This is a genomic window from Parapedomonas caeni (assembly GCF_041060555.1).
Taxonomy (GTDB): domain Bacteria; phylum Pseudomonadota; class Alphaproteobacteria; order Sphingomonadales; family Sphingomonadaceae; genus CAUJIW01.
Genome location: NZ_JBEUDS010000002.1, coordinates 242993 through 263607 on the forward strand (window position 1 = coordinate 242993; position 20615 = coordinate 263607).

Genomic DNA, 20615 nt, shown 5'->3' on the forward strand with positions numbered 1-20615 from the left:
GACGGAGCGGAATTCTCATGGCACTGCGCGGCACCAACAACGGCGGTTTCAGCTTCGCGCTGCCGGCGGGCTTCGACGACACGCGCGACCTGTCGCTGTTCCTGTGGCTGCGCCGGGCCGGCACGCCGGACGCCGCCGATCGCGTTATGACGCTGACCAACAGCGCCCGCACGCGCGGCCTGCAGCTGACCATGGGCGGCTCGACGCTGTCGGCGGCGGCCACCGACCTGGTGCTGTCGCTGGGGTCGGGCGGCACGTCGAGCTGGGGCGTGGCCAGCGGCCACGACGGGCGCGGGCGCTTCACCACCGGACCGCTGTCGAGCGCGGACTTCGAGGCGCTGGCGGTATCGGTGCGCGGCCCGGCCGCCAGCGACAACAGCGGCAGTGGTGGCGCCCAGCAGATTCATCAACTGTGGTGGAACGGCGTCGAGACGGCGCCCAACCTCACCGGCACCGGCGGCGCGGCGCCGCCAAGCCCCGGCGGCAACGTCTCGCTGCTGGCGCGCGACGGCACGACCGCCAATTATTTCGATGGCTGGATCGCCGAGGTGGCGGTGTGGCAGGATTATCGCCTGTCGGCGGCGGACGTGGCGGCGCTGGTGGCCGGCGGCGCCGCGCTGGCGATCGCGCCGGACAAACTGCTGTTTTATCGCCCGCTGCGCACCACCACGGCAGCGGTGGTCGGTGACGCCGCGCTCACTACCCATGGCACCGCGCCGGTGATCGATGTCGCGACCCATCCGCCGGTGCTGGTGGCGCCGGCGGACGCCCGGCACGAGCACGCCGCCGCCAGTGGCGCGCTGACGCCCATCGCCGCGCCGGCGGTGCTGTCGTCCGCGCCGGGGCTGCATGGTCATCACGCGGTGCCGGCGAGCCTCACGGTGGCCGGCACGCTGACGCCGGCGTCAACACGCCACGTGCAGCAGGCCGATGCGGCGACTCTGGTCTCGCCCGCCGTGCTGCACGCTGTCTCGACGGTCCATGGCCACGCGGCCACGCTGGCCAGCCTCGCGCCGCCGGGGTGGATCGCCCCGCGACGCGCGGTGCAGGCGCATCGGGCGAGCCTCGCCGCGCTGCTGACGGCGCGCGGCTATGGCGAGCTGTGGCTGCCGCCGGGGGAGACGCGGCTGACGCGCATCGAGACGCGCTGAGCGGCGTCGCTTTTCCAGTTCATCCGCATTTTCCAAGGAGAGAGAAGATGGCCAAGTCGGTCCACACCGACGTGCTCGATGCCGCGCTTGCCGTGGTCGGCGCGTCCACGTCCATGGTTGCCTGCACCGGCGAGCCGGCGAATTTCGCCGCCGCCAACGGCGCGCTGAAACTCGCCGCCGCCACCATGGTCGCCGGCGATTTCACGCTGGCCGATGGTGACACCTCGGGCCGCAAGCTGACGGTGGCGGCGAAAAGCGGTGTCAACGTCGTTGCCGATGGCACCGCCACCCATGTGGCGCTGCTCGATGTCGCCGGCAGCCGGCTGCTCTACGTCACCACCTGTGCCGCCCAGCCGCTGGCCAGCGGCGGCACGGTCAGCTTCGCCGCCTGGGACATCGAGATCGCCGATCCGGCGTGAGGCGGGGCGGAAGGCGCGGGTGAATTTTCCCGCGCTGGCCAGGGCGCCACCAGAATCCCCTGGGGCCAGAATCCGTTGAGGCCGTCATGGCCGGGCCTGGTCCCGGCCATCCACGGGCGGCGGCGCCGTCGCTGCAAGCCTTGCCGGTGAGGACGGTGTTCACGTGGATGCCCGGGTCAAGCCCGGGCATGACGGGAGCGTGGGGTGCCAGGCGCCGAGGTGGCGGACACCGGGGAAGCGGACGGCGCACGGGCGATGCCATCGCCGTCATGAGCCACTCGCCATGCGCCGCTGTCACTGAATCACGTCTCGCGTTTCAGACCGTTCATCCGCCTCCGGCCGCACCGGGGGCTTTTATTTGTCGGGATCACGCCAATGTCGCTTTATCTCAAGGATCCGCAGGGGTCGCTCGACTACACCATCGACTGGGCGGCCGGCTATCTGTCCGGCCAGAGCGTCGTCACCAGCCTGTGGTCGGTGCAGCCGGCGGAGGCGGACGGCCTGGTGATCGCGGCGACCATCCATGACGGCGCCCGCACCGCCGCGACGCTCGGCGGCGGTGTGGCGGGCCATGTCTATCGCGTCACCAATCATGTGGTGCTCTCCGACGGGCGCGCCGACGAGCGTTCGCTGGCCATCCGGGTGGAGCAGCGCTGATGCCGGCGACCCTGCTCACCGACGCCGGCATCGCGCCGGTGTCGCTGGCCGAGGCGCGGGCCTACCTGCGCCTCGACCTCTCGACCGAGGACGCCGAGGTGGCCGGGCTGGTGCGCGTCGCCACCCAGCTGTGCGAGGCGTTCACCGGCCAGGTGCTGCTGGCCAGCCAGTGGCGTGACCGCTGGCCGCTGCCGCTGGCGGGGACCGCGCGACTGACCACCGGGCCGGTGCGCGCCATCGCGGCGGTGGCCTGGCGGACCAGTGCCGACGATCGTCTGCCACTGGCGGCGGCGGACTGGCAGGCGGACCTCGACGATCGCGACGGTGCGACCATCCGCCTGTTGAGCGCGGCGCCCGCCACCGCGGTCTGGCTGGAGGTGGATTACTGGGCCGGGCTGGCGGCGGACTGGAACGGTCTGCCGGAGCCGTTGCGGCTGGGCATTCTGCGGCTGGTGGCGCACCTGCACGCCCACCGCGACGCGCCCGACGACAGCGGCCCGCCGCTGGCGGTTGCCGCGTTGTGGCGTCCCTATCGCCGGATGCGCCTGCAATGACCGGCATCGTGGGGAGCGCGACCATGGGGACGGCAGGCGGCGAATTTCTCGGCCGGATGCGCGAGCAGGTGACGCTGGAAAGCCGGGCCGGCGCCGACGATGGACTGGGCGGGCTCACCCGCGTCTGGCGTCCGGTGGCCCAGGTGTGGGCGGCCATCGAGACCGAGGCGCTGGGCGAGGCGCCCTATGCCGGGCAGGTCAGCCATCCGCTGCGCTTCCGGCTGGTGGTGCGCCGTCGCGCCGACCTGTCGCCGGCCTGGCGCATCGCCTGGCGTAACCGGCGGCTGGCGATCACGGCGATCGACGCCGTGCCGGGGCGCGCTGATCTGGCGCTGCTCACCGCGCGCGAGGTGCCTGGGCCATGAGCCGCGCAACCACTCCGGACACCGCGCGACTGACCGCGCGGCTGCACGCCGTCGGCGTGGCGGGCGCCGGCCGCGCGGCGGATGACCTCGCCGAGGAGATCCGCGCCGCCGCCGCCGGCCTGGCACCGGGCCGGCTGGGCGCGGCGCTGGATGTCGCGCGGGACGGCGACGGCGCGTCGGTGATCGCGCCCGGTTTCGCCCGTTTTGTCGAGTTCGGCACCCGCGTGATGCCGGCCCGCCCGTTCCTGCGCCCGGCGATCGATCAGGTTCGCGCCGGACTCGTGCCGAGGAGATGACATCATGGCTTCAGCCCAGCTTGCGGTGCAAAAGGCCGTGTATGACACGTTGCGCGCCGACCCCGGCCTGATGGCCGCCGTCACCGGCGTGTTCGACCATGTGCCGGATGGCCAGCCGCTGCCTTACGTGCAGGTGGGCGAGAACCTGGTCAGCGACTGGTCGGCGAAGGATTTTACCGGTCGCGAGCATCGGCTGAGCGTGCATGTGTGGTCGCATTATCCTGGTCAGGCGCAAGCCAGGGCGCTGCTCGACCTGGTGGATGCCGCTCTTGAACATGCGCCGGCGCTGCTCGACGGTCACCGGCTGGTCGGCCTGCGCTTTCTCGCCGCGCGGGTGCTGCGCGACGCCGACGGCGAGACCCACCACGGCATCGCCGACTATCGCGCCCGCACGGTGATGGACTGATGCGCGCTGAGCGCACGGTCCCTGAATCATGTGCGCTGAGCGCACGGTCCCTGAATCATGTGCGCTGAGCGCACGGTCCCTGAATCATGTGCGCTGAGCGCACGGTTGTTGACTGACGGCAACCGGCGCCGCGACCCCCACGCACCAACCGCAACTGCGAGGAGTTTTCCATGGCCATCGAAAAAGGCAGCGCGTTCCTGTTGAAAATCGGCGATGGCGGCGATCCGGTCGGCTACGCCACCATCGCCGGCCTGCGCACCACCCAGCTTGCCATCAACGCCGAGCCGGTGGTGATCACCCACAAGGGCTCCGGCGGCTGGCGCGAACTGCTGTCGGGCGCCGGCGTGCGCAGCCTGTCGATTTCCGGCGCCGGCGTGTTCACCGGCTCGCCCGCCGAGACGCGGCTGAAGCAGCAGGCGCTGGCGGGCACGCTCGACGATTTCGAGGCGGTGTTTGAAAGCGGCGAACGGGTGCGGGGCAAGTTCCTGGTGACGCGGCTCGACTATGCCGGCGACTTCAACGGCGAGCGGCAATATACGCTGGCGCTGGAATCCTCCGGCGCGGTGACGCTGCTGTGAGCGCGCCGTCCGAGAGCATGGCGATCAACCCGCGTCGCGGCGAGGTGGCGCTCGACGTGGCGGGCGCGCGTTGGCGGCTGGTGCCGCGCTTTGCCGCGCTGGCGGCGGCCGAGGCCGAGCTGGGCTCGCTGTTCGCGCTGATCGAGCGGGCCAGTGCCGGCGAGCTGCGGCTGGTCGAGCTGGTGGCGCTGTTCTGGCACTGCCTCGATCCGCGCCCCGAGACATTGACGCGCGCGGCGTTCGCCGACGCGCTGGCGGCGGCCGGGCTGGCGCGGCTGACGCCGGCCTACAAGGCGCTGGCGCTGGCCATTCTCGGCGGCAGCGCGTGAGCGGGGACTGGATCGCCACGGCACGGCAGCTGGCGCACGGGTGGCTCGGCTGGTCGCCCGCCCTGTTCTGGGCGGCGACGCCGGTGGACCTGCGCGCGGCGCTGGACGCCTGGGCGGCGGCGCATGGCCTCACGCCGCGCCAGCAGCCGCTCGACGGCGCGGCGCTGGCCGCGCTGATGGCCCGTCACCCGGACTGAGGCCGGATTGAGGACAATGCCATGACCGACATACTCGACACCCTGATCGTTCAGGTGCGCGCCGACACGCGCGCCTTCGCCAGTGATGTGCGGACGCTCACCACCACCCTCGACGACGGCCTGGCGGCGGGCATGGAAGCCGCCGGCCGGCGGATGGAGGTCGCGCTCGACCGTTTCGTGCGCACCGGCAAGTTCGGCTTCGAGGATCTCAAACGCGTCGCGCTGTCCGCGTTGGCCGACATCGCCAGCGCGCAGATCAGCAGTGCGCTCGGGCAACTGGGCGGACTGGGCGGCGGGGGCGGCTGGGGCGGCATTTTCTCCACGGTGCTCAGCGCGGTCGGTTTGGCCGGGCGGGCGACCGGCGGGCCGGTGACCGGCGGGCGGGCCTATGTGGTGGGCGAGCGCGGACCGGAGCTGTTCGTGCCGACCGCCGCCGGGCGGGTCGAGACGCTGGCGGCGACACCGGCGGCACGGCCGGTTGCCATCACCATCAACGTCGCGGCGCCGCAGGCTGCCACGCCGCAGCTGATGCAGCGGTCGGCAAACCAGGTGGCGCGCGCGGTGCGCCAGGCGCTGGCGCGGGCTGGCTAAGGGGAGACACGGACCATGGCCTATTGGCTGGCGGAGGAAGAGGACCGTATCGCCACCGACTGGATCAAGCGCTTCGATCCCCGCTTCTGGACGGTGAATTTTCCCCGCCCGGCGATGGCGGCGCTGACCACCCCGGCGGCGGACGCCCTGCGCGTCGATTGCCTGTTCTATCGCCGGCAGGATCTCGTCGGCCTGATCTGGGAGGCGCAGGACCAGCACGACCATCCGCTGCTGGCCTACGAGACATCGCGGGATTTTCGTGGTCTGACACTGAGCTTTCGCTGGCAGGCCAGCGGCGACCTCAAAGACCTCGATGCCCTGCACGGCGCGACGCTGACCATCGAGGGGCGCGACGCGGCGGGCAATCCGCGCACCTGGTATGTCCGGCTGTGGAATTATGCCACCGGCACGCCGGACGACTGCACCGTCGCGCTGGATTTCGACGCGTTGGATGGCGGCTTCCTGTTGCCGGGCGAGGCCGACCCGGTGTGGGCCGGCGACATCGACCGGCTGTTTATCTCGCTGGTGCCGCCGGACTACGACGGCAGCGACGGTGTGCGCGCGGTGCCGGGCGAAGCGGTGGTGACGCTCTCCGACATCCGCTGCGACGGTGGCGGCGCGGTGCTGGCGATTGGGGACGCCATGGTGCCGCCGCACGAGCTGCGGCTGGCCAGCGGCTATGACGACAGTTACCAAATTGCGCCGGCCCGGCTGCTGCGCGGCGCGCTGCATCTGGGCTATCGCCGGCTGATCGATCATTATGTCGGCATGAGCCATTATTTCCGGCTCGGTTGGGACGCGCTGGCGGGGCGGTTCGTCGTCCTGTCCGATGGCGCGGCGCTCAACGGTCCGTGCGAACGCTGGCACAGCGATTTTCTCGCCCGCGCCACGGCGCTGGATTTCCAGCTCATCCTGTCGCTGTCGTTCGAGCTGTTCGCCGACCATGCGCCCGATGCCTGGATGCAGCGAGCCGGGGATGGCAGCCCGGCGCTGACCGGCTGGTCGCCGCCCTCGACGCTGCTGTCGCCGTGCGTGGCGCCGGCGATGGCCTATCTGCGCGCCGTGGCGCTCGCCTTCACGGCGTTGCAGGCGACGGCGGGCCAGCCGGTGTTTTTCCAGATCGGCGAGCCGTGGTGGTGGTCGGGGCTGGGCGACGCCCGCGCGCCGTGCCTCTACGACGCGGCGACGACGGCGCTGTATGTGGCCGAGACCGGCAACCCGGTGCCGGATGTGCTCCACGACGTCACCGACGCGCCGACGTCCGACCAGTGGGACTATATCGACTGGCTGGGCGGCAAGCTCGCCGCCGCGACGCTGGCGCTGCGCGATGCGGTGATGACGGCGCACAGCGCGGCGCGGGTGGCGCTGCTGGTCTACACGCCGCAGATCATCGACACGGCGGCGCCGATGCTGGCCCGCCTCAATCTGCCGGGCGGCTGGGCCTGGCCCGCCTTCGACGTGCTGCAGCTGGAGGATTACGACCACGTCACCGCCGGCGCCTGGCATGCCCACACCACAGCGCTGACAACGGTGATCGCGGCGCTGGGTTATCCACCGACCGCCACCCATTATTTCGCCGGCTTCGTGCTGGCGGCGGCTGATCGCCCGCAGTGGCGGCTGATCGCCCGGGCGATCGACGCGGCGCGTGCGGGCGGCCTTGCGGAAACCTTCGTCTGGGCCTGGCCGCAGGTGGCGCGCGACGGCTTCACCTATTTCACCCTTGCAGCGGAGGACGACGTGGCGGGATTTCACGACGTGCTGTTTCCCCTTGACGTCGGCTTCGGCGCCAGCGGCGGGCCGGAATATGCGACCACGGTGGTCACCACCGCCAGCGGCTACGAGCAGCGCAACGTCAACTGGGCGCAGGCGCGCGCCCGCTACGACGCCGGGCTCGGCGTGCGCGGCGAGGCCGACCTTGCGGCGGTGCTGGCGTTTTTCCGCGCCCGCTACGGCCGGGCCTATGCCTTCCGCTTCCGCGACCCGCTCGATTGCACCAGCGGCGTCGACGTCTCGCCGCACGATCAGGCGCTGGCCACGGGCGACGGCGCCACGGCGATCTTCCCGCTGGTCAAGGCCTATGGCGACGGGGCGGGCCTCGCGCGGCGGCGCATCACCCGGCCAGTCGCCGGCACGGTGCGGGTGGCCCTCGATGGCGTCGAGCAGCTGAGCGGCTGGGCGCTGGACGCGGCCACCGGGCAGATCGTGTTCGAGACGCCGCCGGGGCCGGGCGTGGCGGTGACGGCGGGTTTCGTGTTCGACGTGCCGGTGCGTTTCGCCGACGATGCGCTCAGCGTGTCGCTGGCGACCTGGCGGGCCGGCGAGCTGCCGTCGATCCCGCTTGTCGAGGTGCGCGAGGCATGAGCCGCGCCGTGCCCGACAGCCTCGCCGCCCATCTGGGCGGGGAGGTGACGACGCTGGCCTTCCTGTGGACGCTGACCCGCCGCGACGGCGTGGTGCTGGGGTTCACCAGCCACGACGCCGACATTGTGCGCGCCGGTCAGCTCTATCGTTCTGCGCCGTCATTCGTGCCCTCGGCGATCCGCCAGAGCAGCGACTTTACCGCCGACGACTGGCAGGCCAGCGGCGTGCTGACCTCGGCGGCGATCACGGCGGCCGATCTTGCCGCCGGTCGCTACGATTTCGCCCGTGTGCGCATCACGCTGGTCGACTGGACCGATCCGGCGGGCGAGGGCGTGACTCTGGCGGTGGGGCAGCTGGGCGAGGTGCGCGCCGAGGACGCGGGTTTCACCGCCGAGCTGCGGTCGCTCGCCGACCGGCTGTCGACGACGGTGACGGAACGCTATTCGCCGGAATGCCGGGCCGACCTCGGCGACCGGCGCTGCCGGGTCGACCTTGCCCGCCACACGGTGCGGGCGACGGTGACGGGGCTAGTGGATGCCCACCGCTTCACCGCCGGTGGACTGGCGGCCGTCCCCGACTGGTACGCCTATGGCCGGCTGCGCTGGCTTGACGGCGCCAATGGCGGGCTGGCGCAGGAAATCCGTGGCTCGGGCGCCGGCACGATCACGCTGCACGAACCGCCGCCGTCGCCGGTCCGGGTCGGTGACCGCTTCGAGGCGCGCGCCGGCTGCGACCGGCGCTTCGCCACCTGCGGCGCGAAATTCGCCAACATCGTCAATTTTCGCGGCGAGCCGCATGTGCCGGGCACCGACTCGCTGCTCGACTATCCGGGATTGTGAGATGACCGCATCGGGAGACTCCGTCGTGGCGCTGGCGCGGGCCTGCCTTGGCACGCCGTTTCGCGCCCAGGGCCGGCTGCCCGGCGTCGGGCTCGATTGCGTCGGCCTGGTGGTCCATGTGGCGCGCGCACGCGGCCTGCGCGTTGACGATCGCGCCGACTATGCGCTCACCGGCGACCATGACCGGCTGGCCGGCGCGCTTTCGGGCGCCGGGCTGGCGCCGGTGGCGATCGCCGACATTACCGCCGGCGACGTGCTGCTGTTCCGGTTGGCCGGGGTGCAGTCGCACCTCGGCATCGCCAGCCGGACCGGCGACGGTGCGCCGGCGCTCATCCATGCCCACCTCGGCCTGCGCCGGGTGGTCGAGCATCGCCTCGACGACGACTGGCGGGCCGCCCTGGTGGCGGCGTGGCGTTTTCCGGTGCGGGAGGCCTGAGCCATGGCGACCCTGATCCTCAGCGCCATCGGTACGGCGGTGGCCGGGCCGGTGGGGGCCATCGTCGGCGCCGTCGCCGGCTCGATGGTCGACCGGGCGCTGTTCGCGCCGTCGCTGCGCCGTGAGGGCGCGCGGCTCGGCGACCTGTCGGTGCAGAGTTCGGCCTATGGCGCGGCGGTGCCGCTGGTCTATGGCCGGGCGCGGGTGGCCGGCAACGTCATCTGGTCGACCGGGCTGATCGAGAGCCGTCATGAAAGCCGGACGCGGGTCGGCGGCAAGGGCGGCGGCAGCGTGACCAACGTCACCTACAGCTATGCCGCGTCCTTCGCGGTGGCATTGAGCGCACGGCCGATCCTGGCGGTGCGGCGCGTCTGGGCCGATGGCAAGCTGATCCGCGACAGTGACGGTCATCTGACGGTGGGCGGACGGATGCGGCTGCATGGCGGCTCCGAGCGGCAGCCGCCGGACCCGCTGATGCAGGCGGCCCTGGGCCTGGCGATGACGCCGGCGCATCGCGGGCTGGCCTATGTGGTGTTCGAGCAGCTGGAGCTGGCCGAGTTCGCCAACCGCATTCCGGTGCTGACCTTCGAGGTGGTGGCCGACGATGGCCCGGCGCTGGCGCTGGGCGCGCTGCTGGCGGACCTTGGCGCGCGGGCGGGTGTCGGGCTCGACATCGCGGCGGTGACGGCCACGGCGACCGGCTTCGCGGTCGGCGCCGGGGCTACCCCGCGCGGCGTCGGCGAGGCCTTGCAGGCGCTGGCGCCGTTGCGGCTGGTCGATCGCCAGGGCGTGCCGACGCTGGCCGACACGCCGCCGGCGGCCGGCCGCGTGCTCGACGAGGATGGGCTGGGCGCGGCGCTGGAAGCCGGCGACCCTCCGGCGCGGCGGACCTGGACACGGCTGCCGGAAACGGCGCTGCCGCGCGAGATCAGTCTCGGCTATCTCGACCCGGCGCGCGATTATCAGGCCGGCCTGCAACGGGCGCGGCGGCTGGCCACCGCCTCACGGCTGACCGAGCCGGCCGACTTGCCGGTGGTGCTCGCCGCGCCGGCCGCCAAGCAGGCCGCCGAGGGGCTGCTGGCGCGCCGCTGGTGCCAGCGCGAGCAGTGCCATGTTCAACTGCCGTGGGGGCTGGCGGCGGCGGGGTTGACGCTGGAGCCCGGCGACCGGGTGGCGTTCGCCAGCCAGCCGGCGCGGGACTGGCAGGTGGTCGAGACGACCATCGAGGCCGGTCGCGTGGCGCTGGCGCTGGTGCCGCTCACCGGTCTTGCGGGCGATGGCGTGACCGAGGCCGAGTCCGGCGTCGCCCCGACCCAGCCCGGCACACCGCATGGCCCGACCACCGTGCAGCTGCTTGATCTGCCGCCCCTGTCGTCCGTGCCGGCGGACAGTCCGCGCCTGCATGTCGCCGCCGGCGGCGCGTCGACCGGCTGGCGGCGGGCCAGCATCCACGCCAGCAGCGATGGCGGCCTGAGCTACGTGCGTGTCGCCGATATCGCCGCCCGCACCATCATGGGCGTCACGACCACGGTGCTGCCGGCCGGCGCCACCGATCTGTGGGACCGGATGGCCAGCGTCGAGGTCGAACTGCTGGCGGCGGACATGGCGCTGGCGAGCGCGCCGCCGGCCTCGGTGCTGGCCGGCGCCAACCTGTGCCTGATCGGCCAGGAGCTGGTGCAGTTCACCACCGCCGAACAGCTGGATGTCGCGCGCTACCGGCTGTCCGGCCTGCTGCGCGGCCGGCGCGGTACCGAGGATGCGATGGCGGGCCACCTCGCCGGCGAACGTTTCGTGCTGTTGGCCGATGCCGCGCTGGCGACGTTCGAGGGCAGCGCCACACTCGGTCAGACACTGCTGGTGAAGGCGCTCAGCCCGTATCAGAGCCTCGCCGAGGTCGCGCCGGTGGCGGCGACCATGGGCGCGCGTGCGTTGCGGCCGCTGTCGCCGGTGCGGCTGTCGGCGGTCCGGCTCGCCGGCGGCGACGTCGCGCTGGCCTGGGTGCGACGCAGCCGGCTCGGCTTCGACTGGGTCGATGGCGCCGACGCACCGCTGGCCGAGGAGAGTGAACTCTACGATGTCGCGGTGCTGGCGGGCGAGGCGGTGGTGCGCGCCTGGCGGGTCACGACTCCGGCACTGGTCTATGCGGCGGCCGAGCAGATCGCCGACTTCGGTATCGCGCCGACGACACTGGATGTCCGGGTGGCGCAGGTGAGCGCGCGCGTTGGCGCGGGGGTGCCGGCGCGGCGGGTTCTCACGATCTGAGAGGAGTGGAATGATGAGCGGACAGACCGATCGGCATGGCCTGCCCCTGCTGGCGGCGGGGCAGGCGCAGAAGGAAGTCAGCCACAACGAGGCGCTGCTGGCCATTGATGGCCTGCTGCACGCCGCTGTCGAGGCTGTCGGACTGACCACGCCGCCGGTGGCGCCGGAGCCGGGGCAGGCGTGGATCGTCGGCGCCGGCGCGACCGGCGCCTGGGCCGGGCAGGACGGGGCACTCGCGCTGCATACGGTCGGCGGCTGGCGGTTTTTCGCCGCCCGCGCCGGGATGCTGGCCTGGCTGCCCGCGGAGAGTGTGTTCGTCCGGCATGACGGCAGTCAGTGGCTGGCGGGGGACTGGCCGGTGGCGCAACTGCGGGTGGATGGCCAGCGGGTGGTCGGCGCCCGGCGGCCGGCGATCACCGGGCCCGCCGGGGGCGGTGTCGTCGACACCCAGGCGCGCGATATTATCGAGGCGATACTTTCCGCGTTGCGCGCTCATGGTTTGATCGACGCTGCCTGAATGGTGGATGAACAATCCCTCGACTGACGTATTCTTGCAACAGTCGCGGCATGAGTTAGGACTTGCTTGCCCTTTTCGAGTGCTCTACCTACGCGAGGTCGCTATTGTCCTGCGACTGTTCCATAAATCGAAAGGGGACATCCATGCGGAAACTTTCGTTGGCCGTCATTCTGGCCTCGACCGTGCTGGCGGGTTCCGCGCTCGCCAAGGATGATTACTGGTATGCCGGCATCAAGGGCGGCCCGACTCTCGTCGAGGACGTTACCTGGGATGTCACTGGAGACGCTGATGGCGTCAAGTCGAGCAATGGCAGCGGTGTGTTCGTCGCCGGCCAGCTGGGCTATGACTTCGGCATGTTCCGTACCGAGTTCGAGCTGGGCTACCAGCACTCGAACATCGATCAGCTGAACATGATCAATACCGAAGGCGCCACCAATGTCCTGAGCTTCATGCTCAACGGCATGTTCGACGTGATGTCGGAAGGCAAGTGGTCGGCCTACGTCGGCGGCGGCGCCGGCATCGCCCAGGTCAAGGCCAACAGCTGGGGCGCGGGTGTCGATGACAGCGATACCGGTCTCGCCTGGCAGGCGTTCGCGGGCATTCGCCGCGCGGTGTCCGACAATGTCGACCTGTCGCTGGAATATCGCTTCTTCAAGGCGCCGGGCGTCGACCTGGTGTCCTACGCCAACACGGACTGGGAAGGCAGCTATCGCTCGCACAGCCTGCTGCTGGGCCTGAGCTACAACTTCGGTGGTGAAGAGCCGGCTCCGCCGCCCCCTCCGCCGCCGCCGCCCCCGCCGCCGCCCCCTCCGCCGCCGCCTCCGCCGCCGCCGCCTCCGCCGCCGCCGCCGGGTCCGTTCCTGATCTTCTTCGATTGGGACAAGTCGGTGATCACGCCGGAAGCCGCCGCGATCCTCGACAAGGCCGCGGCCGCGTACAAGGAAACCGGCCAGGCGACGATCCTGCTCCAGGGTCACGCCGACAAGTCGGGCAAGGACGCCTACAACGACAAGCTGTCGGCGCGTCGCGCCGACGCCGCCAAGGCCTACCTGCAGAAGGCCGGCCTGGGCGCCGACGTGATCACCACCGAGAGCTTCGGTGAATCGCGTCCGCTGGTCGAAACCGCCGACGGTGTGCGCGAACCGCAGAACCGCCGCGTGGAGATCCTCTTCCCGAAGAACTAAGCTTCGGCGAAGTGCTCTGAACGGAAACGCCCGGCCTTGTGCCGGGCGTTTTCTTTTTGGCGGCCTTGTCTTCTGCTCGTTGGGGCGTGGGTGGCCGTCAGGGCGTCAGTCGCCGACGGTGGCTGACTGACCGGGATCAGTGCCGGGTGTCCGGATCGGGATCAGCGGATGACGAGGAGGACGGCAGGGCCGCACGCTTTCAGGCCGGCGCTGGCGGCGGATGTCGTATCCCGGGCGCGAGCCGGGGAAGGGGGCGGTGATGCTCCGCCGCCGGGGGTCTATTTCGCGACCCGCTTCTTCTTGGGCGCGGCGGCCGCCACCTTGACCGGCAACGGCACGGGCGGCGTCGGGAAGAAGGCGGCGATCTCGCCGATCGCCTGCGGGGCCAGGTCCCTGAGACGCGAGGCCGGCAACGCCAGCGAGGCCTCGCTGACTTGCGACGCCTTGTGGCAGAACGGCACCTGGTTCTCGAACGCCGAGAACGAGTTGTAGGTGCGGGTGTTGTAGCGGTCGAACGCGGCCTCGCCCCCACTGGTGCTCACCAGCCGCTGCCGGGCGCTGCTGATTTCAGCGCCGTGATGTTTGAGAAAGGCGTTGTAGCGCTCGACGATCTTGAGCTCGGGGTCGAACTGGCATTGCAGAGCGGCGACGTTGAGCGCCGCGCGCAGCCGCCAGATTGCCTCTGCCATGGCCAGGTTCGACGGCGCGGCAGCGGCATGCGTAGCGACCATTACCCCGGCCGCGCCAATTGTCACGGCGGCAGAACGAGCAAAGCGCGAAATCGAGCGTGTCATGACGGGAAATTGACGCAAATAAGCCGGGCGGTCAACAGATGACAGCGCCCGGCTCATCGCAATTACGGTGAAGGTGAATCAACCGAGAATCTTGCCCAGTTGCAGGGCGATGCTCATGTCGCCTTCAACCTTGAGCTTGCCCATCATGAAGGCCATCTGCGGGTTCTGCTTGCCGCTCACGATGTCTTTGAAATCGCTCATCGACACCTTGACGGTGCAGTCGGCGGGGCCGTCGCTGTTGTCGACGACGTTCGGCGACGCCTTGCCGTCGATGCGCACAATGCCGTCGGCGCCGAAATCGAACTTGATGATCTTGGGCAGGCCGGCATCGGCGCCAACGCGGTTGCGCATGCCTTCGGTGATTTCCGCCAAGCTCATGATATTCCTCCCTCTGATGATGATGGCTGATTTTGAACTGCTGACACAATCAGCCTATGCGGGAACTGAGTAAAGGTCAAAAGTTACGCTCGCGCGACGGCGGGTGCCGTCAGGCAAAAAAAGAAAGGCCACCCGGGCGGGTGGCCTTTCCTGCGTAACTGCACTGAAGCGTGCGATTACTCGGCAGCCGGAGCGGCAGCAGCGTCAGCCGGCGCAGCAGCAGCGTCAGCCGGAGCAGCAGCGTCAGCCGGAGCAGCAGCGGCGTCAGCCGGAGCGGCTTCTTCAACCGGAGCAGCTTCTTCAACCGGAGCGGCAGCCGCGTCTTCGGTGGTGGCAGCCGCTTCGTCGGTGGCAGCCTGCTCGCCGCCGCCGCAGGCGGCCAGAGCGACGGCCGCGCCAGCGACCAGAGCAGCAGTTTTCAGTTTCAGCAGAAGATCACCCATGTTTGACTCCTTGTTTGTCAACGAGTGGTTTTGGTTAGCCCGTGTTGTCCCTAAACCGCGCGGAACCTTAGCCACAATTGCGCATCGTCACAAGCGGCTAAAATAACCGTTCCCTAACCATCATTGCTGCGAAACAATAATGATGATCCCGGGTGGTCGGAACCTTGCCGCGATCTCCGCCTATCCCAACGCCGGGGCCGATGCAACAGGGATGATGCGATAATCCCTATAAAATCGATCGCGATAAGCGAGTGACTTTTCCATCTGTATAACAACATGAAATGAAACGGTAATGTTCATCGGCGCCGGACTGGCGTTCGTCCGGCGCGGCGGCCGGGCGTGGCGGCGGGCAGGGGTTTCCGCCGGGGAAGCGGGGGTGCCCGGGCGGGTTGCGCGCGGTTGCCGGCGCCCGCGTCGTGATTCGATCGGGCCGCCGCCGGCGGCGGCGATGCCGCAAATGCGAACGCGTTGTTAACGTTATCGCAAGGTTAAGACCCGATGCTCCCCGGTGCTTCAATCAACGGGTGGAGTGGGCGTTATGCGCCTGGGGCAACATTCGACGGCCATCGCCTGCATGGCCTATCTCGGCTTTGGGCTGGCCTTCGCCGCCGGTGCGCCGTCATGGCTGTCGCTGACGAGCGGGCAGGCGGCTGGCGCCGGCATGGCGGCGGCGCTGGTCCTGGTGTTCTGCCATCTGCTGGTTGTCGGCCAGCGCGACCGGGCCGCCGACCGTCGACGCACCCGACGGATCACCCTCGCACTGCCCCGGCTGGAGGACCGCCTCGACCAGATTGATGCCAATCTGGAGGCACTCGCGAACGATGTCCGGGCCGCCCAGCATCGGCAGATCGCCGATCTGGCGACCGAGCTGGCGCTGCTGCGCACGGTGGTCGAACGCTTCGTGGTCGAGGCCCGTCCGGCGGAGGACGAGGCCGACGGCCCGCCGCCGCCGGCCGGCGAGATGCCGGTGGCGGTGCTGGCATCGCCGCGGCGCGGCCACAACCGGCGCGGCGACGTGCTGCCGGTGCTGGAACACGCGCTGGAGGAAAGCCGGGTCGATCTCTATCTGCAGCCGGTGGTGCGTCTGCCCAGCCGCAAGGTCGCCCATTACGAAACCTTCTCGCGCGTGCGCGATGCCGCTGGCGCCGTGATCGGCCCTGACGATTACCTGAAGGCCGCGGAAGAGGCAGGTCTGGCCGGTGCGCTCGACAACCTGCTGCTGTTCCGCTGCGTCAACCTGATCCGCAAGCTCGGCCCGCGCCGGCCGGGCGTGCGGCTGTTCTGCAACATGTCCAACGCCGCGCTGGAAGACCCCGGCTTCCTCGCCGAGCTGATCGGCTTCATGCGCGCCCATCCCGATCTCGCCGACCGGCTGGTGTTCGAGATCGCCGCCGCCGACTGGGCGGCGCTGACGCAGGAGACCCGCGTCCAGCTCGGCGTCCTCGCCCGCTTCGGTTTCGCCTTCTCCATCGACCAGGTGACCCATCTGGAGGCGCTGGAACCGGCCCGGCTGGCGGCGCTCAACGTGCATTACGTCAAGGTGGAGGCGCAGGTGCTGTTGCACGGCCGCTGCCCCATCGAACGCGAGGAACTCAAGGATTTCCTTGGCCGTTATGACATCGAGCTGATCGCCACCCACATCGAGGACGAGCGCACTGTCGTTGAAATCCTCGATCTCGGCATCGCCTACGGCCAGGGCTATCTGTTCGGCGGCCCCAAGCCGAGCCGGGGCGATGTCAACGGCGGCCCGGACGCCCGCGCCGCCTGAGCCGCCGTTCCCGACCTTCGCCTACGCCAGCGCGCAGGTCTCGCCGTTCACCCGCGCCAGGAACGCCGGCAGATGCCGCAGCAGGGCGGCGTCCACCTCGGCCATCGTCGCGCTTACGCCCAGCGCCGCCAGGCTGGTGACGCCATGCTCGGCGATGCCGCACGGCACGATGCCGCCATAATGGCCAAGGTCGGGCGCCACGTTGAGCGACAACCCGTGCAGGCTGACCCACCGGCGCACCCGCACGCCAATGGCGGCGATCTTTTCTTCCCGGCCATCCTCGCGCACCACCCAGACGCCGACGCGCCCCTGCCGGCGCTCGCCGGTGACGCCGAAATCGGCCAGCGTGGCGATCACCCAGCCTTCCAGCGCGCTGACATAGCAGCGCAGGTCGCGGCCGCGCCGGCCGATGTCGAGCACCGGATAGACGATGCGCTGGCCCGGCCCGTGGTAGGTGAACTGGCCGCCCCGGCCGGTCTCGAACACCGGAAAGCGGTCCGGGTCCACCAGATCCTGCCGGCGGGCGCTGGTGCCGGCGGTATAGAGCGGCGGATGTTCGAGGAACCAGATCAGCTCCGGCTCCCGGCCGTCGGCGACGGCGGCGACACGCGCTTCCATCTCGGCCATCGCCTGCGGGTAGGGAACGGAGGCGGTCGCGAACCGCAGCTCCGGCGACGGCAACGGCGCTTCTCTGGCGGCGGCGGTGGCGATGTCATCCGGCATTAACGAGTCCCTAACCATCACGGGCGCACCATGCATGCTGTTCCCACGGGGCTAGGTCATGAGCGTCATCGATAAAGTCAAGATCGAGGTTACCGTCGTCATCGGCCGCAACCACATGCCGATCAAGCATCTGCTGAAGATGGGCCGTGGCGCCGTCATCGATCTCGATGCCCGCCATGACGATCCGGTGTGGATTTACGCCAACAATGAACTGATCGCGCGTGGCGAGATCGTGCTGGTGGGCGACCGCATCGGCGTCACCGTCATCGACCGCGTGCGCAAGGCCGCCTGAGGCCCCAGGGCTACAGGCTGGCAACAAACCGCCCCGCCAGCCTACAGGCTGGCAACGAACCGCCCCGCCAGCCTACAGGCTGGCCACAAACCGGCGCACATCCGTCAGGAACAGCTCCGGCTCCTCCAGGCTGGCGAAATGACCGCCGCGCGGCATGTCGGTCCAGTGGACGACATTGTAGCCGCGTTCCACCATCGAGCGGGGCGGGAAGGCCAGCAGGTCGTGTGGAAAGGCCGCCACTCCCACCGGTTGCTCGATGCGCCGCCCCTCGGGAATCGTGAAGCCGCCTTCCTCGAACATGCCCCGGTAAATCCATGTCGCGGTGACGAAGCTGCGCGTCGTCAGGTAGATCATGATGTTGGTGAGCATCTGGTCGTAGGTGAAGGGGGGCTGGGCGAAAGCCGGCCGGCCATCATCGGCGCTGAGATCCGACCAGCCGCAGAATTTCTCCGCCAGCCAGGCCGCGACGCCCATGGGCGAGTCCATCATCGCATAGCCCAGGCTCTGCGGCTTGGTGCCCTGGAGCATGAGATAGGCGGTCTCCGTTTCGCGGATGCGGGTGGCCCAGGCCAGCCACCGGCCTTCCGCCTCGCTCTGCGGCGTCATGTCGGCGTTGCGCAGGCCGTAGCCGTTGAGGTGGATCGCCGTCACCGCCGACGAGTCGAGGCCGAGCCAGGCGGAGATGACGCACCCCCAGTCGCCGCCCTGGGCGATATAGCGGGGGTAGCCCAGCACCTCGGTCATCAGCCGGTCGTACAGGCCGGCGACCGCGCGCGGCCCGATGGGGGCTGTTGGCGCATCCGACCAGGCGAAGCCAGGCAACGAGGGCGCCACCACATGAAAGGCTGGTGCTGCGGGGTGCTGCGGCTCGGCCAGCCGGTCGATCAGGTGCGCGAACTCAAACACCGAGCCCGGCCAGCCATGGCTGAGCAGCAGCGGCTTGGCATCGGCGCGCGACGAACGACGGTGGATAAAGTGCAGGTTGAGGTCGCCCACGGGGGCGCGGAAATGCGGCAGCGCGTTGAGGCCGGCCACCGCCGCCGGCCAGTCGAACCTGTGCAGCCAGTGTTCGCGCAGGCCCTCCAGATACTGGCGATTGGCGCCATAGGCCCAGCCGGCGTTCGCGGGTTCGGGGATCCAGCGATGCGCCTTCACCCGCTCCATGATCCAGTCGACTTCGGCGGCCTCGACCGGGACGGTGAACGGCGTCACGCTCATGCCGCCATCCTTCCGCTCGCCTTGTGCACAATGAGGTCGGCGGCCTTTTCCGCCACCATCACCGTCGGTGCGTTGGTGTTGCCGGAAACCAGGGTCGGCATGATCGAGGCGTCGATCACCCGCAGGCCCTCGACGCCGCGCACCCGCAGCTCGGGATCGACGACGGCGCGGGCATCGACGCCCATGCGGGCGGTGCCGACGGGATGATAGATGGTCTCCGCCCATTCCCGCGACGCCGCCACCAGCTGTTCGCGGGTGGTGATGTGCGCGCCCGGCCACAGCTCCGTGCCGCGATAGGGCGCGAAGGCGGCGGCATTGCCGATGGCGCGGGTGAGCTCGACGCCGGTCATCAGCGTGTCGATGTCGCTCTCGACGCTGAGGTAATTGGGGTCGATGACCGGATGGGCCGCCGGGTCGGGCGAGGCAAGGCGAACGGTGCCCCGGCTGTCCGGCCGCAGCTGGCAGACGTGAATCTGGAAGCCGTGCTCGGTGGTCATGTCCTCCAGCCCGTGCGGCGCGCCTTTGGAGCACATCATGTGCAGCTGCAGGTCCGGCGCGTCGACGTCGGGACGCGATTTCACGAAGGCACCGGCTGGCGTCGGCATGTAGGAGCCGATGCCCTCGCGCTTGAGCATCCAGGTCAGCCCGGTCTTGAGCTTGCCGAAGAAGGTCAGCCCGCCGTTGATGCTCACCGGCTGCGCGCAGCGCCATTGCAGGATGATGTCGAGATGGTCCTGCAGATTGCCGCCGACATCCGGCGAATCCACCACCACCGGCAGATCGAGCGCCTTGAGGTGCGCCGCCGGGCCGACGCCGGACAGCATCAGCAGCTGCGGCGAGTTGACCGCGCCACCGCACAGCAGGATTTCGCCCCGCGCGCTGAAGCGCTGCGGTCGGCCGTTGACGCGGGCCTCCACCGCCACGGCGCGACGGCCGTCGAACACCACCCGCTCGGTCAGCGCGCCAGTGACCACCTTGAGGTTGGGGCGTTTGAGCACCGGCGTCAGATAACCGCGCGCCACCGACCAGCGTTCGCCGTCCTTGGTGGTGGAATCGTAACGGCCGACGCCTTCCATCTGCGGGCCGTTGAAATCGTCGGTGAACGGAATGCCAACCTCCTGGCCGGCGGCGAGGAAGGCATCGATCAGCGGATGGTCCATCGAGCGGCGGCTGGTGTGCAGCGGCCCGCCGACGCCGTGCAGGTCGTCGGCACCGCGCTCGCTGTCCTCCGACTTGCGGAAATAGGGCAGCACGTCCTCCCACGACCAGCCGGTGCAGCCGAGCTGGCGCCAGCGGTCATAATCCGAGGCGTGACCGCGGATGTAGACCATGCCGTTGATGCTCGACGAGCCGCCGAGCACCCGGCCGCGCGGCCAGTAGAGCCGCCGGTTGTTGAGGTGGGCCTGCGGCGCGGTCCAGAATTCCCAGTTATGCTTGGATTTGCCGGGCGGGATGATCTGGCCCAGCCCCATCGGCATGGTGATCATGGTGTCGCGGTCGTGGCTGCCAGCCTCCAGCAGCAGCACCCGCGTCGCCGGATCGGCGCTCAGCCGGTTGGCCAGAACGCTGCCGGCGGAACCGGCGCCGACGATGATGAAATCCCACGCCTCGTTCGTGGCCTCGGTCATTCGGATACTCCCCCAAGTCTGTTCTGTTTGGCGGCAGGATGAGGCAAATCGGTCCGGCCTGCAAGCCAAAGTGCGGAGTCTGGCTCCGCAAATTCCGATGGCGTGCCGGCGACCCGTGACCCGGTCCGGCCACATTGTCGATGATGTTTGCATGACACGCGGTCAACCGGCGCGGCAACGGGTTGTCGCGTGTGTGAAAGCATGACACACAGCCCGCGACGAACGGACC

The 20615-nt window shown here is 70.0% G+C and carries 25 protein-coding genes; 19 read left to right on the forward strand and 6 right to left on the reverse strand.

Going from position 1 to position 20615, the window contains the following annotated elements; all coding sequences use genetic code 11:
• Positions 1–17: 17 nt before the first annotated feature.
• The 17 genes from ABU113_RS02790 (at position 18) to ABU113_RS02870 (ending at position 13142) form a co-directional block, all read left to right on the forward strand.
• Positions 18–1151: a hypothetical protein gene (locus tag ABU113_RS02790; protein ID WP_454557951.1), complete on the forward strand. Its 1134-nt coding sequence runs from the start codon at positions 18–20 to the stop codon at positions 1149–1151.
• Positions 1152–1198: 47 nt separating this feature from the next.
• On the forward strand, positions 1199–1570 hold the full coding sequence (locus tag ABU113_RS02795) for a hypothetical protein (RefSeq protein ID WP_454557952.1): 372 nt from the start codon (positions 1199–1201) through the stop codon (positions 1568–1570).
• A 375-nt stretch (positions 1571–1945) separates the two neighbouring features.
• Entirely contained in the window at positions 1946–2227 is a 282-nt protein-coding gene (locus ABU113_RS02800) for a phage fiber-tail adaptor protein (RefSeq protein WP_454557953.1), read from the forward strand.
• On the forward strand, positions 2227–2781 hold the full coding sequence (locus ABU113_RS02805) for a head-tail connector protein (protein ID WP_454557954.1): 555 nt from the start codon (positions 2227–2229) through the stop codon (positions 2779–2781). The genes ABU113_RS02800 and ABU113_RS02805 overlap by 1 nt, the downstream gene beginning before the upstream one ends.
• A gap of 23 nt (positions 2782–2804) precedes the next feature.
• The gene (locus ABU113_RS02810) at positions 2805–3146 is read left to right on the forward strand and encodes a phage head closure protein (RefSeq protein ID WP_454557955.1); all 342 of its coding nucleotides are present in this window, start codon (positions 2805–2807) and stop codon (positions 3144–3146) included.
• A complete protein-coding gene (locus tag ABU113_RS02815) occupies positions 3143–3442 on the forward strand; it encodes an HK97-gp10 family putative phage morphogenesis protein (RefSeq protein WP_454557956.1) in 300 nt (99 codons plus the stop codon). Before ABU113_RS02810 ends, ABU113_RS02815 begins: the two co-directional genes overlap by 4 nt.
• Before the next feature lie 4 nt (positions 3443–3446).
• Positions 3447–3848 (forward strand): DUF3168 domain-containing protein, encoded by a 402-nt coding sequence (locus tag ABU113_RS02820; RefSeq protein ID WP_454557957.1) that lies wholly within the window; start codon positions 3447–3449, stop codon positions 3846–3848.
• A 170-nt stretch (positions 3849–4018) separates the two neighbouring features.
• Positions 4019–4426, forward strand: coding sequence for a phage tail tube protein (locus ABU113_RS02825; protein ID WP_454557958.1), 408 nt, complete (start codon positions 4019–4021; stop codon positions 4424–4426).
• Positions 4423–4755 (forward strand): GTA-gp10 family protein, encoded by a 333-nt coding sequence (locus tag ABU113_RS02830; RefSeq protein WP_454557959.1) that lies wholly within the window; start codon positions 4423–4425, stop codon positions 4753–4755. The genes ABU113_RS02825 and ABU113_RS02830 overlap by 4 nt, the downstream gene beginning before the upstream one ends.
• A complete protein-coding gene (locus ABU113_RS02835) occupies positions 4752–4952 on the forward strand; it encodes a phage tail assembly chaperone (protein WP_454557960.1) in 201 nt (66 codons plus the stop codon). Before ABU113_RS02830 ends, ABU113_RS02835 begins: the two co-directional genes overlap by 4 nt.
• Before the next feature lie 21 nt (positions 4953–4973).
• Positions 4974–5543, forward strand: coding sequence for a tail tape measure protein (locus ABU113_RS02840; RefSeq protein ID WP_454557961.1), 570 nt, complete (start codon positions 4974–4976; stop codon positions 5541–5543).
• Between the two features lie 15 nt (positions 5544–5558).
• On the forward strand, positions 5559–7904 hold the full coding sequence (locus ABU113_RS02845; protein ID WP_454557962.1) for a phage distal tail protein, Rcc01695 family: 2346 nt from the start codon (positions 5559–5561) through the stop codon (positions 7902–7904).
• Positions 7901–8743 carry a DUF2163 domain-containing protein gene (locus ABU113_RS02850; RefSeq protein WP_454557963.1) on the forward strand — a complete coding sequence of 281 codons (843 nt, stop codon included), beginning with the start codon at positions 7901–7903 and terminating at the stop codon, positions 8741–8743. The genes ABU113_RS02845 and ABU113_RS02850 overlap by 4 nt, the downstream gene beginning before the upstream one ends.
• A 1-nt stretch (position 8744) precedes the next feature.
• Positions 8745–9179 carry an NlpC/P60 family protein gene (locus ABU113_RS02855; protein ID WP_454557964.1) on the forward strand — a complete coding sequence of 145 codons (435 nt, stop codon included), beginning with the start codon at positions 8745–8747 and terminating at the stop codon, positions 9177–9179.
• 3 nt (positions 9180–9182) lie between these two features.
• Entirely contained in the window at positions 9183–11441 is a 2259-nt protein-coding gene (locus ABU113_RS02860) for a GTA baseplate fiber-binding domain-containing protein (RefSeq protein WP_454557965.1), read from the forward strand.
• Positions 11442–11454: 13 nt separating this feature from the next.
• Entirely contained in the window at positions 11455–11958 is a 504-nt protein-coding gene (locus ABU113_RS02865) for a DUF2793 domain-containing protein (RefSeq protein ID WP_454557966.1), read from the forward strand.
• Between the two features lie 143 nt (positions 11959–12101).
• Positions 12102–13142, forward strand: a complete 1041-nt coding sequence (locus ABU113_RS02870) for an OmpA family protein (RefSeq protein ID WP_454557967.1) — start codon at positions 12102–12104, stop codon at positions 13140–13142.
• A gap of 278 nt (positions 13143–13420) precedes the next feature.
• On the opposite strand, the gene ABU113_RS02875 is transcribed toward ABU113_RS02870, so the two are convergent.
• The 3 genes from ABU113_RS02875 to ABU113_RS02885 all read right to left on the reverse strand — a co-directional run bounded on the left by ABU113_RS02875 (position 13421) and on the right by ABU113_RS02885 (position 14618).
• Positions 13421–13936, reverse strand: coding sequence for a hypothetical protein (locus tag ABU113_RS02875; protein ID WP_454557968.1), 516 nt, complete (start codon positions 13934–13936; stop codon positions 13421–13423).
• A gap of 78 nt (positions 13937–14014) precedes the next feature.
• A complete protein-coding gene (locus ABU113_RS02880) occupies positions 14015–14314 on the reverse strand; it encodes an SCP2 sterol-binding domain-containing protein (protein ID WP_454557969.1) in 300 nt (99 codons plus the stop codon).
• Positions 14315–14423: 109 nt separating this feature from the next.
• Entirely contained in the window at positions 14424–14618 is a 195-nt protein-coding gene (locus ABU113_RS02885) for a hypothetical protein (RefSeq protein ID WP_454557970.1), read from the reverse strand.
• A gap of 677 nt (positions 14619–15295) precedes the next feature.
• Here ABU113_RS02885 and ABU113_RS02890 point away from each other — a divergent pair.
• Positions 15296–16525 carry an EAL domain-containing protein gene (locus ABU113_RS02890; RefSeq protein ID WP_454557971.1) on the forward strand — a complete coding sequence of 410 codons (1230 nt, stop codon included), beginning with the start codon at positions 15296–15298 and terminating at the stop codon, positions 16523–16525.
• A gap of 21 nt (positions 16526–16546) precedes the next feature.
• On the opposite strand, the gene lipB is transcribed toward ABU113_RS02890, so the two are convergent.
• Entirely contained in the window at positions 16547–17248 is a 702-nt protein-coding gene (gene lipB / locus ABU113_RS02895) for a lipoyl(octanoyl) transferase LipB (protein ID WP_454557972.1), read from the reverse strand.
• Between the two features lie 58 nt (positions 17249–17306).
• Between lipB and ABU113_RS02900 the strand changes: the two genes are divergently transcribed.
• Complete coding sequence (locus tag ABU113_RS02900) at positions 17307–17540, forward strand: FliM/FliN family flagellar motor switch protein (RefSeq protein WP_454557973.1); 234 nt, start codon at positions 17307–17309, stop codon at positions 17538–17540.
• A gap of 72 nt (positions 17541–17612) precedes the next feature.
• Here ABU113_RS02900 and ABU113_RS02905 read toward each other — a convergent pair whose 3' ends face one another.
• On the reverse strand, positions 17613–18758 hold the full coding sequence (locus tag ABU113_RS02905) for an epoxide hydrolase family protein (protein ID WP_454557974.1): 1146 nt from the start codon (positions 18756–18758) through the stop codon (positions 17613–17615).
• The gene (locus ABU113_RS02910; RefSeq protein ID WP_454557975.1) at positions 18755–20386 is read right to left on the reverse strand and encodes a GMC family oxidoreductase; all 1632 of its coding nucleotides are present in this window, start codon (positions 20384–20386) and stop codon (positions 18755–18757) included. The genes ABU113_RS02905 and ABU113_RS02910 overlap by 4 nt, the downstream gene beginning before the upstream one ends.
• Positions 20387–20615: the final 229 nt, after the last annotated feature.